At 63.1% G+C, this 16924-nt stretch carries 15 protein-coding genes; 7 read left to right on the top strand and 8 right to left on the bottom strand.

Going from position 1 to position 16924, the window contains the following annotated elements:
* Positions 1-3 precede the first annotated feature (3 nt).
* The 4 genes from coaBC to DSC91_RS21920 all read right to left on the bottom strand — a co-directional run bounded on the left by coaBC (position 4) and on the right by DSC91_RS21920 (position 5764).
* Complete coding sequence (gene coaBC, locus DSC91_RS21935; protein WP_115780838.1) at positions 4-1218, bottom strand: bifunctional phosphopantothenoylcysteine decarboxylase/phosphopantothenate--cysteine ligase CoaBC; 1215 nt, start codon at positions 1216-1218, stop codon at positions 4-6.
* Between the two features lie 37 nt (positions 1219-1255).
* Positions 1256-1762, bottom strand: coding sequence for a signal peptidase II (gene lspA, locus DSC91_RS21930; protein ID WP_115780837.1), 507 nt, complete (start codon positions 1760-1762; stop codon positions 1256-1258).
* Positions 1762-4599: an isoleucine--tRNA ligase gene (ileS, locus tag DSC91_RS21925; RefSeq protein ID WP_115780836.1), complete on the bottom strand. Its 2838-nt coding sequence runs from the start codon at positions 4597-4599 to the stop codon at positions 1762-1764. The genes lspA and ileS overlap by 1 nt, the downstream gene beginning before the upstream one ends.
* Before the next feature lie 169 nt (positions 4600-4768).
* Positions 4769-5764 (bottom strand): bifunctional riboflavin kinase/FAD synthetase, encoded by a 996-nt coding sequence (locus DSC91_RS21920; RefSeq protein WP_115780835.1) that lies wholly within the window; start codon positions 5762-5764, stop codon positions 4769-4771.
* Positions 5765-5882: 118 nt separating this feature from the next.
* On the opposite strand from DSC91_RS21920, the gene purN reads away from it, so the two are divergent.
* The 6 genes from purN to nadC all read left to right on the top strand — a co-directional run bounded on the left by purN (position 5883) and on the right by nadC (position 12802).
* Complete coding sequence (purN, locus tag DSC91_RS21915; protein WP_115780834.1) at positions 5883-6536, top strand: phosphoribosylglycinamide formyltransferase; 654 nt, start codon at positions 5883-5885, stop codon at positions 6534-6536.
* Positions 6533-7792: an RsmB/NOP family class I SAM-dependent RNA methyltransferase gene (locus DSC91_RS21910; protein WP_115780833.1), complete on the top strand. Its 1260-nt coding sequence runs from the start codon at positions 6533-6535 to the stop codon at positions 7790-7792. Before purN ends, DSC91_RS21910 begins: the two co-directional genes overlap by 4 nt.
* Positions 7793-7865: 73 nt before the next feature.
* Positions 7866-9221 carry a mechanosensitive ion channel family protein gene (locus DSC91_RS21905; protein ID WP_115780832.1) on the top strand — a complete coding sequence of 452 codons (1356 nt, stop codon included), beginning with the start codon at positions 7866-7868 and terminating at the stop codon, positions 9219-9221.
* A 203-nt stretch (positions 9222-9424) separates the two neighbouring features.
* Positions 9425-10621, top strand: coding sequence for a DesA family fatty acid desaturase (locus tag DSC91_RS21900; protein WP_115780831.1), 1197 nt, complete (start codon positions 9425-9427; stop codon positions 10619-10621).
* Between the two features lie 142 nt (positions 10622-10763).
* On the top strand, positions 10764-11903 hold the full coding sequence (nadA, locus tag DSC91_RS21895) for a quinolinate synthase NadA (protein ID WP_115780830.1): 1140 nt from the start codon (positions 10764-10766) through the stop codon (positions 11901-11903).
* Positions 11903-12802 (top strand): carboxylating nicotinate-nucleotide diphosphorylase, encoded by a 900-nt coding sequence (gene nadC / locus DSC91_RS21890; RefSeq protein WP_115780829.1) that lies wholly within the window; start codon positions 11903-11905, stop codon positions 12800-12802. Before nadA ends, nadC begins: the two co-directional genes overlap by 1 nt.
* 90 nt (positions 12803-12892) lie before the next feature.
* Here nadC and nadB read toward each other — a convergent pair whose 3' ends face one another.
* The 4 genes from nadB to radC all read right to left on the bottom strand — a co-directional run bounded on the left by nadB (position 12893) and on the right by radC (position 16247).
* Entirely contained in the window at positions 12893-14491 is a 1599-nt protein-coding gene (gene nadB, locus DSC91_RS21885) for an L-aspartate oxidase (RefSeq protein ID WP_115783426.1), read from the bottom strand.
* A gap of 238 nt (positions 14492-14729) precedes the next feature.
* Positions 14730-14897 carry a 50S ribosomal protein L33 gene (rpmG, locus tag DSC91_RS21880; RefSeq protein WP_007180630.1) on the bottom strand — a complete coding sequence of 56 codons (168 nt, stop codon included), beginning with the start codon at positions 14895-14897 and terminating at the stop codon, positions 14730-14732.
* A gap of 10 nt (positions 14898-14907) precedes the next feature.
* Positions 14908-15141: a 50S ribosomal protein L28 gene (gene rpmB, locus DSC91_RS21875; RefSeq protein WP_007180631.1), complete on the bottom strand. Its 234-nt coding sequence runs from the start codon at positions 15139-15141 to the stop codon at positions 14908-14910.
* Positions 15142-15383: 242 nt separating this feature from the next.
* A complete protein-coding gene (gene radC / locus DSC91_RS21870; RefSeq protein ID WP_229758071.1) occupies positions 15384-16247 on the bottom strand; it encodes a RadC family protein in 864 nt (287 codons plus the stop codon).
* 219 nt (positions 16248-16466) lie between these two features.
* Here radC and DSC91_RS21865 point away from each other — a divergent pair, with 219 nt between their 5' ends.
* Positions 16467-16922: an FKBP-type peptidyl-prolyl cis-trans isomerase gene (locus DSC91_RS21865; protein WP_042321518.1), complete on the top strand. Its 456-nt coding sequence runs from the start codon at positions 16467-16469 to the stop codon at positions 16920-16922.
* Positions 16923-16924 lie beyond the last annotated feature (2 nt).

The raw sequence follows: 16924 nt of genomic DNA, 5'->3' as shown, positions 1-16924 counted from the left end.
GCTTCAGCGGATCAGACTTGTGTCGGGCAGACGCTTCGCAATTTCTGCGATCAAGGCGCGCGCGAGCGTCTGCTTGTCGGCGCGCGGCAGCCTGGTGGCACCGGCTGCTTCAAAAAGGATCACTTCGTTGTCGTCGAGGCCAAAGGTCAGCGGGCCGAGATTGCCGATCAGAAGCGGCACGTTTTTGCGCACGCGTTTTTCTTCGCCATGAACTTCGAGATCGCCGCTTTCGGCCGCGAACCCAACGGTGAATGGCGGATGCGGCCGCTTCGCCACCGCAGCCAGAATGTCCGGATTCTCGACGAACGTGAAGGTGGGCAGTGCGCGGTCGGCGGTCTTCTTGATCTTCTGTTCGCTGGCGTGATCGGCGCGCCAGTCGGCCACCGCGGCCACGCCGATGAAGATGTCGGCGTCGGCGACCGAGCGCATTACCGCGTCGTGCATTTGCTGCGCGGTTTGCACGTCTTCGCGGAACACGCCCCAGGGCGTTTCCAGCGCGACCGGGCCGGCGACCAGATGCACCTCGGCGCCCGCCTGTTGCGCGGCGCGCGCCAACGCAAAGCCCATTTTGCCGCTCGACCGGTTGGTGATGCCGCGCACCGGGTCGAGCGGCTCGAAAGTCGGGCCGGCGGTCAGCAACACGCGACGGCCAGACAGGATCTTCGGTGAGAAGAATGACGCGATTGCTTCGTAAGTCGCGGCCGCTTCGAGCATGCGCCCGTCGCCGACTTCGCCGCACGCTTGCGGACCCGAATCGGGGCCGAGCACGTCGATGCCGTCCGCACGCAACTGCGTGACGTTGCGCTGGGTGGCCGGGTTTTGCCACATCTGCCGGTTCATCGCCGGCACCACGAGCAGCGGGCAATCGCGCGCGACGCATAGGGTCGAGAGCAGATCGTCGGCCATGCCGTGCGCCAGTTTGGCGAGGAAGTCGGTAGAGGCGGGCGCAATCACGATCGCGTCGGCTTCACGCGACAGATCGATGTGCGCCATGTTGTTCGGCACGCGAGCGTCCCACTGGCTCGTGTAGACCGGCCGGCCGGACAGCGCCTGCATCGTGACGGGGGTGATGAACTGGGTGGCCGCTTCGGTCATGACGACCTGGACGGTCGCGCCGGCCTTGGTCAACAGACGCGTGAGTTCGGCGATCTTGTAGCAGGCAATGCCGCCCGTCATGCCGAGGACGAGGTGTTTTCCTGCGAGTTCTGCGGTTGCCAACGAAAGCCTCCGACAAAGCGTGGTCTACCTATACTCGTTAGCGCGAGCCGCGCACGCGCCGCAACTCGTCGAGCACGAGCAGGATCGCGCCAATCGTGATCGCGCTGTCAGCAAGATTGAACGCCGGCCAGTGCCACGCGCGCACGTGGAAATCGAGAAAGTCGATCACATGGCCGTACGCGAGCCGGTCGATCACGTTGCCGAGCGCGCCGCCCAGAATCAGCGCGAGCGCCGTGCAGAACATCTTTTGCCCGCCGTGGCGCTTGAGCAGATAGCAGATCACTAGCGCCGCGACCACGCCGAGCGCCGTGAACGCCCAGCGCTGCCAGCCGCCCGCCATCGCGAGGAAGCTGAAGGCGGCGCCACGGTTGTACACGAGGATCAGGTTGAAAAACGGCGCGACCTCATGCGGAACACCGTAGGCAAACACCTTCTGGACCGCGATTTTCGTCAGCTGATCGAACAGGATCACAATCAGCGCGACGCCGAGCCAGGGCGCCAGCGAACCGTTGCCGGCCGACGTTTTCGACATGGTTTTCGCCATTATGCCGCGCTCCGTGTTTCGCCGTTGCCGAACAGATTGCTGAAGCAGCGGCCGCACAGGTTGGGGTGCTCGGCGTTGGCGCCGACGTCCGCACGATAGTGCCAGCAGCGCTCGCACTTCAGATACTTCGACGCAATCACGTCGACGCCTTCTTCTGCTTCGCTGTCGACCTTCACGACGTTCGCCGCCGACGTGATCAGCACGAACTTCAGGTCGTCGCCGAGGCTCGTGAGCGCGTCGTAACGCGCGCCGCTCGCGCGGATTTCGACTTCCGCCTGCAGCGACGAACCGATCAGGTTCGCGACGCGTGCTTCTTCCAGCGCCTTGGTGACGTCGCTGCGCGCGGCGCGCAGCAGCGTCCATTTGTCGAGCAGGGCGCCGGCTTCCGGTACCGCCGGGAAGGCGTGATAGGTCTCGGTAAAGATCGTTTCGCTGTTCGGCTGGAAGATCTTCCACGCTTCTTCGGCGGTGAACGACAGGAAGGGCGCCATCTGGCGCAGCAGGCCGTGTGCAATGTGATACAGCGCGGTCTGAGCCGAGCGGCGCGCGACCGAGTCGGCCGCCGTGGTGTACAGACGGTCTTTCAGCACATCCAGATAGAAGCCGCCCAGGTCTTCCGAGCAGAACGTCTGCAGCTTCGCGACCACCGGGTGGAACTCGTACTTGTCGTAGTGCGAGAGGATGTCGTTCTGCAGATTCGCCGACAGCGCCACCGCGTAGCGGTCGATCTCGAGCCAGTCTTCGACCGGGCGCGCGTGTTGCGCGAAGTCGAAGTCCGACAGGTTGGCGAGCAGGAAGCGCAGCGTGTTGCGGATGCGGCGATAGCCTTCCGTCACGCGCTTCAGGATTTCTTCCGAGATCGCCAGTTCGCCCGAGTAATCGGTCGACGCGATCCACAGACGAATGATTTCCGCGCCGAGGCGATTGGCCACCTCATGCGGATCGATACCGTTGCCGAGCGACTTGCTCATCTTGCGGCCTTCGCCGTCGACGGTGAAGCCGTGCGTGAGCAGCGCGTTGTAGGGCGGACGGCCGTCGAGCATCGACGCGGTCAGAAGCGACGAGTGGAACCAGCCGCGGTGCTGGTCCGAGCCTTCCAGATACAGGTCGGCCGGGAATTGCAGTTCGTCTTTGTGCGAGCCGCGCAGCACGTGCCAGTGCGTGGTGCCCGAATCGAACCAGACGTCGAGCGTGTCGCGGTTCTTTTCGTACATGTTGGCGTCGTCGCCGAGCAGCTCACGCGGGTCGAGCGTTTGCCAGGCTTCGATGCCGGCCTTCTCGACGCGTTGCGCGACTTCCTCGAGCAGTTCCAGCGTGCGCGGATGCAGATCGCCGGTTTCCTTATGCACGAAGAACGCCATCGGCACGCCCCATTGACGTTGACGCGACAGCGTCCAGTCCGGGCGGTTGGCGATCATGCTGAACAGGCGCTGCTTGCCCCACGACGGATAGAAGGCCGTGTTCTCGATGCCTTCGAGCGCGGTTTCGCGCAGCGTCCTGGCGGAGTCGTTCGGCTTCACGTCCATGCCGGCGAACCATTGCGAGGTCGCGCGGTAGATGATCGGCGTCTTGTGGCGCCAGCAGTGCATGTAGCTGTGCCGATAGTGCTCGGTGCGCAGCAGCGAGCCGGCTGCCTGCAGGGCTTCGACGATCTGCGGATTGGCCGCCCAGATCGACAGGCCGCCGAACAGCGCGAGCGATTCGATGTAACGGCCGTCGCCCATCACCGGGTTGATGATGTCGGAATCCGCCATGCCGCGCGCCTTGCAGGACACGAAGTCTTCCACGCCGTAGGCCGGTGACGAGTGGACGACGCCCGTACCCGATTCGGTCGTCACGTAGTCGCCGAGATAGACCGGCGCCGTGCGCTTGTAGCTCGGATGAGCGGAGGAGAGCGGATGGTTGAAGCGCAGGTTGACGAGTTTCGCGCCCGGCGTGGTCGCGATGATCGACCCTTCCAGTTCGTACTGTTTCAGGCACGCTTCGACACGCTCTTCTGCCAGGATCAGCAAGCCGCGCGGCGTGTCGACCAGCGCGTAGACGATTTCCGGATGCAGGTTCAGCGCCTGGTTGGCGGGGATGGTCCACGGTGTGGTGGTCCAGATCACGATGCCGCCCTCGTTGCGCGGCAGTGCCTTCAGGCCGAACGCCTGCGCGGTCTTTTCCGGCTCCGCGAAGCTGAACAGCACATCGATCGTCGGATCGGTCTTGTCCGCGTATTCGACTTCCGCTTCGGCCAGCGCCGAGCCGCAGTCGAAACACCAGTTGACCGGCTTCAGGCCGCGATATACATAGCCCTTTTCCATGATCTTCGCGAGCGCGCGGATCTCGCCGGCCTCGTTCGTGAAGTTCATTGTCTTGTACGGGTTGTCCCAGTCGCCGAGCACGCCCAGACGGCGGAAGCCGACCTTCTGCTTCTCGATCTGCTCGGTCGCGTAGGCGCGCGCCTTCTGCATCACTTCGGCGGCCGGCAGCGACTTGCCGAACTGCTTTTCGATCTGGATTTCGATCGGCATGCCGTGGCAATCCCAACCCGGCACGTAGACCGCGTCGAAGCCCGCCAGATTGCGCGCCTTGACGATCATGTCCTTGAGGATCTTGTTGACCGCGTGGCCGAGGTGGATGTCGCCGTTCGCATACGGCGGGCCGTCGTGCAGGATGAACTTCTTGCGGCCTTTGCTGGCCGCGCGGATCGTCTCGTAGACCTTGCGTTCCTGCCAGTCCTTGACCCATTGCGGCTCGCGCTTGGGCAGGTCGCCACGCATCGGGAACGGCGTGTCGAGCAGGTTGACCGGGTAGCGGGACTGCGGTTTCGAATCGGCTTTCTTGTTGCTCATGATGAGGTCGCGGTGAATTCTTTCTAAGCGCAGCGAGGCTGCGGTACGCGCATTAAGCGCAGGGCGTTGGGCGCGCCCGGCAGGCATGTCGCGTGATCCACGGACGCCCTTCGATGCGCGCAGCTGTGGGTACATGCAGCACTTGGCGCGCTTGCATGTACCGCGGCGGCTATCTAATTCGGTCGGTGGCCGAGGTGGCGAAACCGGTGGAACGGCTGCCCGGCGTGCCGGCGCCGACGGCCGCGAACCACGCGCGCGCATTGGCGACGTCGCGCGCGATGGCGGCGGTCAGCGTTTCGAGATCGACGTATTTTTCCTCGTCGCGCAGCTTCTTGAGGAATTCGACGCGCACGAGTTTGCCATACGCGTCGCCGTGCCAGTCGAGCAGGTGCACTTCGAGCAGCACGCGGCCGGAATCGTCGACGGTGGGGCGCAGGCCGAGGCTGGCGACGCCGGGCAGCGGAACGTCCGCCACGCCATGCACACGCACGATGAAAATGCCGGCAAGCGCCGGGCGCTTATGCGCGATCGGCAGATTGAGCGTGGGGAAACCGAGGTCCCGGCCGAGCTTCATGCCATGCACGACATGGCCGCTGATCAGGTAATCGCGGCCCAACGCGGCGCGCGCGGAGTCGAGATCGCCCGCGACCAGCGCCGCCCGCACACCCGAGCTGGAAATGCGCGCGCCGGACGGGTCCGCCACGGTTGCCATCTGCTCGACTTCGAAACCGTACTGCTGACCCGCGGCCTTGAGCGAGGCGAAATCGCCTGCACGCTTCGCGCCGTAGCGGAAGTCGTCGCCGATCATCACCCAGCGCGCATGCAGCCCGTTGACGATGATCCGTTCGACAAACGTATCCGGCGACTGGCTCGCGAAGGTGTGATTGAAATGCTCGACCACGACCCGGTCGACCCCGTTGGTGCGCAGCGCCTCGAGCTTGTCGCGCAGCATGGCGATTCGCGGCGGCGCGCCGGCGGGGTTGAAGAACTCGCGCGGGTGCGGCTCGAAGGTCATCACGCAGACGGGCAGGCCGCGTGCATCGGCTGCGGCCCGGACATGGGCGAGCAAAGCCTGATGGCCGCGGTGGACACCGTCGAAGTTGCCGATGGTCAGTGCGCAGGGCGCACGGCTTTCGGCATTGGGAAGACCGCGGAAGACTCTCACGATAGCGGGTTTGAGGTAGGGCGGCCGAGGTGCCGCAAAACAAACGATTATAAACGCTCGGCGCACGAGACGGCGGCGCGTCGCCGTTTCAGTGTCCCCCGAATGATAAAATCCGCGGATGAAAAAACTCGTCATCCTGATTTCCGGACGGGGAAGCAACATGGAAGCGATCGTTCGCGCCTGCGCGGACGAGGGCTGGGCGGCGCAAGTCGCCGCCGTGATTGCCAACCGTCCCGACGCTGCGGGCCTCGCGTTCGCGGCGTCGCATGGCATTGCCACGGCGGTGGTCGACCACCGCCAGTATCCCGATCGCGACAGCTTCGACGCCGCGCTGGCGCGAGAAATCGACAGCTTTGCGCCTGATCTCGTCGTGCTTGCCGGCTTCATGCGGGTGCTTACGGCCGGTTTCGTCGATCACTACGCCGGACGCATGCTGAACGTGCATCCGTCGCTGCTGCCGAGCTTTCCGGGCCTTAAAACCCACCAACAGGCACTTGATGCCGGCGTGCGTCTGCACGGCGCGTCGGTGCATTTTGTCACGTCGCAGCTGGATCACGGGCCGATCGTCGTGCAGGCGGCCGTGCCTGTCGAGGCCGGCGACACCCCCGCCACGCTCGCCGGGCGCGTGCTGGCAACCGAACACATTATCTATCCACGCGCGGTGCGCTGGTTCGTCGAAGGGCGTCTTGCTCTCGACGGCTTGCGTGTCACGCTTACGCCGCCGGAGCCGCAATGGCTCTTTGCCGGTCACACCGCCGGAGAGGGCGCATGAGATTGCATGGTTTTCTGATTGGACAAACCGAGACTTTGCTGGCTGAAGTCCTGAAGCTGAACGGCCCGGCCGACGCCACGACGAGCCGCTTTTTCCGCGCGCACCCGAAGCTCGGGCACGGTGAGCGCGGCGTGATCGCCGAGGCGGTCTTCGCGGTGCTGCGCCGCCGGATGGAATTCGCCCATCTGGCGGAAGGCGGGGCGGGCAGCCCGGCCCGCCGCATGGCCTTGCTGGGATTGATGCAGACCGCGGGGCGCAGCGCGCTCAAGCCGTTTGTGTCGGAAACCGAGTCGAAGTGGCTCGACCATGTCGCGACGATCGATCCGGCGAGCCTGCCGCTGCGGATTCGCCTGAACCTGCCCGACTGGATTTGCCAGTCGCTGAACAAGCGCTTTGAAGCCGACGAACTGGCGCAGCTGGCCGCAGCGCTGAACTATCCGGCGCCGCTGGACCTGCGCGCGAACCCGATCAAGGCAAGCCGCGACGACGTGCTGACCGCACTGTCGAAGGCGGGCATCGAGGCCGGCGCGACGCCTTTCGCGCCGTTCGGCGTGCGGGTGGTCGGCAAGCCGCCGCTCACCAAGCTGGACGCGTTTCAGCACGGCTGGGTCGAAGTTCAGGACGAGGGCAGCCAGTTGCTGTGTTCGCTGGTCGCGCCCAAGCGCGGCGAAATGGTCGTGGACTTCTGCGCGGGCGCGGGCGGCAAGACGCTCGCGCTGGGCGCGGCGATGCGCTCCACCGGGCGTCTGTACGCCTTCGACATCTCCGAGCGGCGGTTGGCCAAGCTCAAGCCGCGTCTCGCGCGCAGCGGGCTGTCGAACGTGAATCCGGTGCTGATCGACAGCGAACACGATGCGAAGATCAAGCGTCTGGCCGGCAAGATCGACCGCGTGCTGGTGGACGCGCCATGCAGCGGCCTGGGCACGCTGCGCCGCAATCCGGACCTGAAGTGGCGTCAGTCGCCGGAATCGGTCGCCGAACTGGCGCCGAAGCAGGCGTCGATTCTGGCCAGCGCGTCGCGTCTGGTGAAGAAGGGCGGCCGTCTCGTCTACGCGACCTGCTCGATTCTGGAAGCGGAAAACGAGGCCGTCGTGCAGCAGTTCCTCGCCGACCATCCGGACTTCGTCTTGGTGCCGGCACGCGACGTGCTCGCCGAGCAGCGCATCGACCTGGAAATGGGCGACTACTTGTCGTTGTGGCCGCACCGCCACGCCACTGACGGCTTCTTCGCAGCCGTGCTGGAACGTCAGAGCTAAACGCATCGTGTTTTTTGCCGACGCGACCGGGTTTCTTTCCTGAACCCGCCGCGCCGGCGATTTCGGCGACATCATGCAAAACCGTCTTTTTCCTCACATGTTCGGCGACCTCGCGCGCGACTTCGGCCAGCCGGTGATGCTGTGGCAGGTCGGCGTGCTGCTGGGAACGCTCGCCGTCGCGTGGCTGCTCGCACGGCTGTTGCGTCGCACGCTCGATCTGCGGCGCCAGACGCGATACCAGACTCTGCGCTTCGGCGCGGAAAGCCTGAACCGCGCGTTCTTTCCGCTGATCGGCGCGGCACTCGTGTGGCTTGCGCAGGCGATCACCGGCCAGTTCATGCACACCGCGCTGCTCGATCTGGCGCTGGTGCCGCTGTTCGGTATCGGCCTGATTTACATCGTGTTTTTCTTCGCGCGGCGGGTCTTCAGTCAAGACGGCGCGAACCATCCGTGGCTGTTCCTGGTCGAGAAAGTGGTGTCGCTGGTCGTCTGGGTCGGCATGGTGCTCACCGTGATGGGCATCCAGGACGACGTGATCGCCTGGATGGGCAGCGTGCATTTCCGTGTCGCCAATGCACACCTGACGTTGCTGTCGTTGATCACGGGCCTGATCTGGGTCTGCGTGACGATGATCGTTGCGATGTGGCTGGGCTCCGCGTTTGAAGACCGCCTGATTCGCTCGACGACCCTCGACGCCAACCTCAAGGTGGTTGTGGCGCGGGTCGGCCGTGCGGCGTTCGTGCTGGCGGCGGTGCTGATCAGCCTGTCGCTGGTCGGGATCGATATTACGGTGCTGGGCGTGTTCGGCGGCGCTCTGGGTGTGGGGCTCGGGTTCGGCTTGCAGAAGATCGCCAGTAACTACGTCTCGGGCTTCATCATCCTGATCGATCGTTCGCTGCGCATCGGCGACACGATCAACGTCAGCGGCCTCCAGGGCATGGTTACGCAGATCCGCACGCGTTATACGGTCGTGCGCGGCCTGGACGGCATCGAAACGCTGATTCCGAACGAAAAACTGATTACGGATGTGGTGCAGAACCAGTCGTCCTATCTGACGCGCGGTCGCGCCACGGTGGCCGTGCAAGTCGCGTACACGTCGGACGTCGAGCAGGCAATGACCCTGCTTGCCGAAGCCGCGCAGGGCGTCACGCGGGTGTTGCAGGACCCGGCGCCGACTCCCTATATGGTTGGTTTCGGCACCGACGGCATCAATCTCGAACTGGGCTTCTGGATCGAAGACGCGGCGACCGGCACATCGGGCGTGCGCTCGGCCGTCAATCGCAACATCTGGCGTTTGTTCTCCGAGCACGGCATCTCGATTCCTTTTGCGCATCGCGAGGTGCGAATCGTCGGCAACGTCGGCGACGCGATGCCGCAAGCGGTAACAATGACCGCTCCCGCGGCCAATCAAGCCGGCAACGCCCTCTGACGGGCGCTCCGAACCCGCCGGCAGGCCGAAAAATGACCACCGGCGCGTTCCATCCGGTTGATACCGCACAAAAAATCCCTATTTGTTACAAACACTTGGAACGCTTCAAGTAGAATGTCGTCCAATCCCGCTGTATGCTTTCACTTTCTTGACACACGCATTTTGCATGTGTCCGGCGTCTCTTGTTCCACAGGTAAATTGCCTTGTTGAATTCCTTGCTCGATTTTCTTGCCCACGGCCTGCTGCACTTCTCGTGGTGGCAACTTGTGCTGTACACGCTGGTCGCGACGCACATCACGATCATTGGCGTGACGGTCTATCTGCATCGCTGCCAGGCGCACCGCGCGCTGGAGTTGCATCCGATCGCCAGTCATTTTTTCCGCTTCTGGCTGTGGATGACCACCGGCATGCTGACCGGCCAATGGGCCGCGATTCACCGTAAGCACCACGCCAAGTGCGAGACGGAAGAAGATCCGCACAGCCCGCAAACGCGCGGCATCTGGAAGGTGCTGCTCGAAGGCGCGGAACTGTACCGTTCCGAAGCCAAGAATGAAGAAACGATGCGCAAATTCAGTCACGGCACGCCGAATGACTGGATCGAACGCAACGTCTACACGAAGTACCCGATTCTCGGTGTGAGCCTGATGATGGTGCTGAACGTCGCGCTGTTCGGCGTCGTCGGCTTGACCATCTGGGCCGTGCAGATGGTGTGGATCCCGTTCTGGGCGGCGGGCGTGGTGAACGGTCTCGCGCACTGGTGGGGCTACCGCAACTTCAACTCGTCGGATGCCAGCACCAACATCTTCCCGTGGGGCATCATCATCGGCGGTGAAGAGCTGCACAACAATCACCACACGTATGCGACGTCGGCCAAGCTGTCGAACAAATGGTACGAGTTCGACATTGGCTGGATGTACATCCGCATCATGTCGGCGTTCCGTCTGGCCAAGGTGAAGAAGATCGCGCCCACGCCGCGTCTTACCACTGGCAAGCTGGTACTCGATCAGGACACGTTGCAGGCCGTGCTGGCAAATCGCTATGAGGTGATGGCACGTTACGGCAAGGCGCTCAAGCGCGCATATCGCCAGGAGCTGGCGCATCTGAAGGAAGTGGGCGCACGCGAGAAGTATCAGGTAATGCGCGGTGCGCGTAGCTGGTTCCACAAGGAAGAAGCGGGTCTCGACGAGCCGCAGAAGCGCCAGTTGCCGCAAATTTTCGCGAACAGCCAGAAGCTGAAGACCTACATCGACATGCGCAACGAACTGGCGGCGATGTGGGAACGCTCGAATGCGTCGCGCGATCAACTGCTGGTTCAGTTGCAAGACTGGTGTCATCGTGCGGAACAGAGCGGTATTAAAGCGCTGCAAGACTTCGCGATGCGTCTGCGCCGTTATGCTTGATCGTATGCCTGAGCGCGAAATCCATTAAAATTTCGTTACGTCACAAAACCCCGCGTTGGCGGGGTTTTGCTTTTTGGGCCGCGGCAATTTCAACGACACGCGATTGACAGTCCGCGGCGGCAGAGCGAAGGCAGAGGAGATCATGGATCAGCAGGTGATCAGGACCGTCGAATATGACCGGCCACAGGCGCAGGGCACGACCTGCGGGATCGGGCAGGCGTGGGCGAAGGTGCCCGACGTGCCGTCGGCGGAACAGAAGGTGGCGCTGAAAGAGCGCATCCGCGCACTGCTCAAGCGCGAGAAAGCCGTGCTTGTCGCGCACTACTACGTCGACGCGGAACTGCAGGAACTCGCCGACGAAACCGGCGGTTGCGTGGCCGACTCGCTGGAAATGGCGCGTTTCGGCCGCGATCACGCCGCGCAAACGCTGGTGGTGGCGGGCGTGCGCTTCATGGGCGAGACCGCGAAAATCCTGAGTCCGGACAAGCGCATTCTGATGCCCGATCTCGACGCGACCTGTTCGCTCGACCTCGGCTGTCCGGTCGATGAATTTTCGGCTTTCTGTGACGCGCACCCGGATCGCACGGTGGTCGTGTACGCGAACACCAGCGCGGCCGTCAAGGCGCGTGCGGACTGGATGGTGACGTCGTCGATCGGGCTGGAAATCGTTGCCGATCTGCACGCACGCGGCGAAAAGATCATCTGGGCGCCGGATCGGCACCTCGGCAGCTATATTCAGAGCAAGACCGGCGCGGACATGCTGCTGTGGCAGGGCTCGTGTCTCGTGCACGACGAATTCAAAGGCATCGAACTCGATTTGCTGCGCGCCGAGTATCCGGGTGCGAAAGTGCTGGTGCATCCGGAGTCGCCGGCTAACGTGGTCGCGCAGGCGGATGTGGTGGGTTCGACAACCCAGTTGATCGACGCCGCGCAAAAACTCGATGCGACGCATTTCATCGTGGCGACCGATCTCGGCATTCTGCACAAGATGCAGCTTGCCGCGCCGGGTAAGACGTTGATCGCCGCGCCCACGGCCGGCAACAGCGCGACCTGCAAGAGCTGCGCGCATTGCCCATGGATGGCGATGAACGGCCTCGCCAATCTGGCTGAGGTGCTTGAACGCGGTCACAACGAAATCTTCGTGGATCGGGAGATCGGCGAGCGCGCACGCCTGCCGATCGACCGAATGCTCGACTTCGCGGCGCGTCACAAGAAGCGCGTGCAAGCCAGCGGAGATCTGGCGCGCGACGCACAGCTGTATTCGAACGTGGGAGCGGCGTAATGGGGGCGGTGGAGCGCAATCAGGTCGAGGCGGTGTCGCCGCTGTTCGCAGAGATCCATGAGCAGTATGGCGCGGCATTTGATGCGGCGTTGGCGCGCAACGTTGCCGACGCGCTGGCGGAAGATGTCGGCGCAGGCGACCAGACGGGCCGCCTTGTCCCCGCAGACGACGTGCGCGATGCACGAATCATCGTGCGCGAAGATGCCGTGCTGTGTGGCGTGCCCTGGTTCAACGGGGTGATGCGCCAGGTCGATCCGCGTATCGACGTGCGGTGGCGTTATCGCGAGGGCGATCGGATGACCGCGGATACACCGGTGTGCGAGTTGCGCGGTCCTGTCCGCGCGCTGTTGACCGCGGAACGCAATGCGTTGAATTTCCTGCAACTGCTGTCGGGTGTGGCGAGCGCAACGCGCCGCTATGTCGACGCAATTGCTCACACTCAAACGCGCATCCTCGATACGCGTAAGACACTGCCGGGTTTGCGGCTCGCGCAGAAATACGCAGTGCGCGTGGGCGGTGGAGCGAATCAGCGGCTCGCTTTGTACGATGGCATCCTGATCAAGGAAAACCACATTGCCGCAGCGGGCGGCGTCGGTGCGGCAATGGATGCCGCGCTCGCGCTAAATGCAGGCGTGTCGATCCAGATCGAAGTCGAAACGCTCGTCCAATTGGAAACTGCACTGGCGCATCGCGCACAATCCATCCTGCTGGACAACTTTTCGTTCGATGCGATGCGCGACGCGGTGCGTATTACGGCGGGGCGAGCGGTGCTGGAGGTGTCTGGCGGCGTGAACTTCGAGACGGTGCGGACTATCGCTGAAACCGGAGTTGATCGTGTGTCGATCGGTGCGCTGACCAAGGATGTTCGCGCAACGGATTACTCGATGCGGGTTGTCTGAGCGGCGCGCGGCAGGCTTAAGCTTTCGCGACCAGTTGAAAGGCCATCGCCGGTTCTCCGGCGATGGCCTTTCCATTTCCGTTTCTGGAAATCACACGTTACGGTTGCGCACGTGTTCCGGCGACAGCACCGTCGGCAAAGCCTTCGGCAATGTAGCCGGCCAATCGCGGCTGAAATGCAAGCCGCGGCTTTCACGCCGCGAGCGAGCGCCTTCGACAATCAGCGACGCCACGTCGACCAGATTGCGCAGTTCAAGCAAATCGCGGCTCACCTTGAAATTCGCGTAATACTCGTGAATCTCGTCACGGAGCAGGGCGAGCCGGTGTTTGGCTCGGGCGAGCCGCTTGTCCGTCCGCACGATGCCGACGTAGTTCCACATCAGGCGGCGCAGTTCATCCCAGTTGTGCGCAACCACGACTTCTTCGTCCGGATCGGACACGCGGCTTTCGTCCCAATCCGGGAGCGGCGCATGGACGGCGGCGCTGAAGCCTTCTTCTTCGATAGCCTGCGCTGCGGAGCGCCCGATCACGAGACACTCGAGCAAGGAGTTGCTGGCAAGCCGGTTCGCGCCGTGCAGGCCTGTGCATGACGTCTCGCCGACTGCGTAGAGACCCGCCAGATCGGTCCGGCCTGCCAGGTCCGTTACGACGCCGCCGCAGGTATAGTGCGCGGCGGGTACGACGGGGATCGGCTCTTTGGTGATGTCGATGCCGAATTCGAGGCAGCGGGCCAGAATCGTCGGGAAGTGTTCGCGCAGGAATTGAGGCGGCTGATGGCTGATGTCGAGATAGACGCAGTCGATGCCGCGTTTCTTGATCTCGAAGTCGATCGCGCGCGCGACGATGTCGCGCGGCGCGAGTTCAGCGCGTTCGTCGTGGTTCGGCATGAAGCGCGTGCCGTCCGGCAGCTTCAGAAGGCCGCCTTCACCGCGCACTGCTTCCGAGATCAGGAACGACTTCGCATAAGGATGGAACAGGCAGGTCGGATGGAACTGGATGAATTCCATGTTCGACACGCGGCAGCCCGCGCGCCAGGCCATCGCGATACCGTCGCCTGTCGCGGTGTCGGGGTTGGTGGTGTACAGATAGACCTTGCCGGCGCCGCCGGTGGCGAGCACGGTATGCGGCGCTTCGATCGTCACGGTGCGGCCGCTTTGCAGATCGAGTGCATACAAGCCGTGGCAGCGGCGGCCTGGCAGGCCGAGACGGTCTGACGTGATCAGGTCGATCGCATAGTGATCTTCGAGCAGGGTGATGTTCGGATGGCGGCGTACACGTTCGCTGAGCGTGGCGACCACTGCATGGCCCGTTGCATCCGCGGCATGAATGATCCGGCGATGGCTATGGCCGCCTTCGCGTGTCAGATGAAAGCCGAGTTCGGCGGCGTCGTCTTTGGTGAACGGTACGCCTTGCTCGATCAGCCATTCGATCGCAGCTCGCCCATGCTCGACGATAAAGCGTGTCGCCGCCTCGTCGCACAGGCCGCCACCGGCGATCAGCGTGTCGCGCACGTGGTTTTCGATGCTGTCCGCCGAATCCAGTACGGCGGCGATCCCGCCTTGCGCCCAATCGCTCGCACCTTCGGTCATCGATCGCTTGGCGACCACCGCAACCCGCCGGGTCTCCGCGAGGTTGAGCGCGACGCTCAACCCTGCCAGACCGCTACCGACAATCGCCACATCGAATTCCATCGCCTGCATCTCCGTCTTTCGTTTTGCCATGACGCCATGCATGTGAGCATGCCGCTAAAACGAGAAAGGATACGCGTCGCGACGAATCAGGGAAAGCTGGCCGAACGGGATAAGACTGTTCTGGTGGGCAGCGGAGAGCTAGTCAGCGCAATATCGGGACTTTGAAAACAAAAAAGCCTCGCACGAATGCGAGGCTTTTTTGCAAATCTTTTTGCCTTCGTCAGGCAGGACCCAAGATTTATTTAATCTTGGTTTCCTTGTACTCAACGTGCTTGCGGACGACCGGATCAAATTTCTTGATCAGCATCTTTTCCGGCATGTTGCGTTTGTTCTTCGTCGTCGTGTAGAAGTGACCCGTGCCTGCGGTCGATTCCAGCTTGATCTTGTCGCGTGCGCCTTTCGCCATGATTTACTCCTTAGGCTTCACCGCGTGCGCGCAGATCTGCGAGCACAGCGTCGATACCGTTCTTGTCGATCAGGCGCAGACCGGCGTTCGAAACGCGCAGACGCACCCAACGGTTTTCGCTTTCCACCCAAATGCGGCGGTTTTGCAGGTTCGGCAGGAACCGGCGCTTGGTTTTGTTGTTCGCGTGGGAAACGTTGTTGCCGCTCATCGGCGCTTTCCCAGTTACTTGGCATACGCGTGCCATGAGAGCACTCCTAATACGCTAATTCTGAGTTCGAACGCCGTGAAAGTTTCCCGAAAGGAGCCGCGCTTGAGAGTTTGTTGAAACTCGAGGCACGTTTCCTTTCCGGAACGCCTTGGTGGCTTCGGAACAGGGGGTTGGAAATAGGCAAACCGGAATTCTAGCAGAAAAAAAGCCGCAAAATCAAACCTTATTTGCGATATCGAACTCTGCACGACCTTGCCGGACCCCTGGTTCGCGCCGCGTCATGGCCAGCCGGCGCGGGCAAAGGAGTATGTGCAATCCGCGCCGATCACCAGATGGTCGATCAATTGCACGTCGATCAGTGCAAGGGCTTCACGCAGCGTATGCGTCAGCCGGCGGTCGCTTGCGCTCGGCTGGACGGCGCCGGAAGGGTGATTATGCGCGACGATCAGGCTGGCCGCATTCAGGCTCAGCGCTCGCCGCACGATTTCCCGCGGATAAACGGCCATGCGGGTGAGCGTGCCACGTGCGCTTTCCTCGCAGCGGATCAGCCGGTGGCGGGCGTCGAGAAAGAGCGACACGAAGACTTCGTTGGGACTTCCGCCGATGCGCAGGCGCAGATAGTCTTGCACGGCTTCGGGCGAGTTCATGAGCGATCGGCCACGCATTTTATCGACCAGCGAACGCCGCGCCATTTCCATGATGGCAATCAACTGGGCCTTTTTCGCAGGCCCAATGCCGCGCAGGCCGGCGAAGTCCGAGTAGGTCGCATCGAGCATGGCTCGCAGCGAGCCGAAGCGGTCGAGCAGGGCGCGCGCAACTTCGAACACGTCGTGGCCCGGCAGCCCCGCGCCGAGCACCAACACGATCATTTCGGCGTCGGACAGCACAGCCGGCCCTTCCTCGATCAGCCGCTCGCGCGGCATATCGTTTTTGCGCCATTTGCCGCGTACAAGCGCCCGGGCCGGGGATGGGCCTCCGTTCACGGCGGCGTCGGCCGTGCCGACGCCGGGATTGACCGCGGCGTGGTTCGCTGCGACGCAGGCGGGCGGCGGCGCCGAGGTGGGTGCGGCGGCGGGCGCGACAAGCGCCGGCAAAGCCGCTTCGAGTGTCGTTTCATCTATCGTGCAGGCATAGTCGGCCATATCGATATGCATCCTCCAGTTCCAGTTTGTGGCGGTGCGCGGTGCGCGGTGCCCGGCCGTGCCGCGATGCGCGCGACGGACCCAAGCCACCGCCCGCTATGTGGCTTACAATAGACGCTTTGCGCACGGCACCCCGAGGGGTTGCCATACGCGTCAACTGCGGCGTCAACTGCGCCCGCGGCGCACGCGTGCAGCGCGCTTCGACTGAGCGAGCATTGCATGAGCATCATCGACATTTCCGAAGTGAAGCCCGGTTCACACGTGACGCTTCACTATCGGCTTTCCCTTGCCGATGGCGCCGAAGTCATCAATACGTTTACCGACAAGCCGGCCACGCTGCTGCTCGGCGCAGGTCAACTGGCGCCGCCGTTGGAAGATATTTTGCTGGGTTTGAAGGTGGGCCACCATTCGACCTTTCAGCTAACGCCGGGTCAGGCGTTCGGTCCGCGCAATCCGGAGCTGATCCAACGGGTTTCGCTGGCCACGCTGCGCGAAAACAGCATGATCGGCGAGGATTTTTCGCCGGGTGACCTGGTCGAATTCAACGCGCCGGGTGGCGGCCGCTACGCGGGCGTCCTGAAGGAAGTTGGCGAGACGTCGGCGTTGTTCGATTTCAACCATCCGCTTGCCGGCCAGGCGCTGGCGTTTGAAGTGAAAATCATCGGGATTCTGTAAAC

The organism is Paraburkholderia caffeinilytica (genome assembly GCF_003368325.1).
Classification (GTDB): Bacteria; Pseudomonadota; Gammaproteobacteria; order Burkholderiales; family Burkholderiaceae; genus Paraburkholderia; species Paraburkholderia caffeinilytica.
This window is presented reverse-complemented; position numbering and strand designations above follow the sequence as displayed.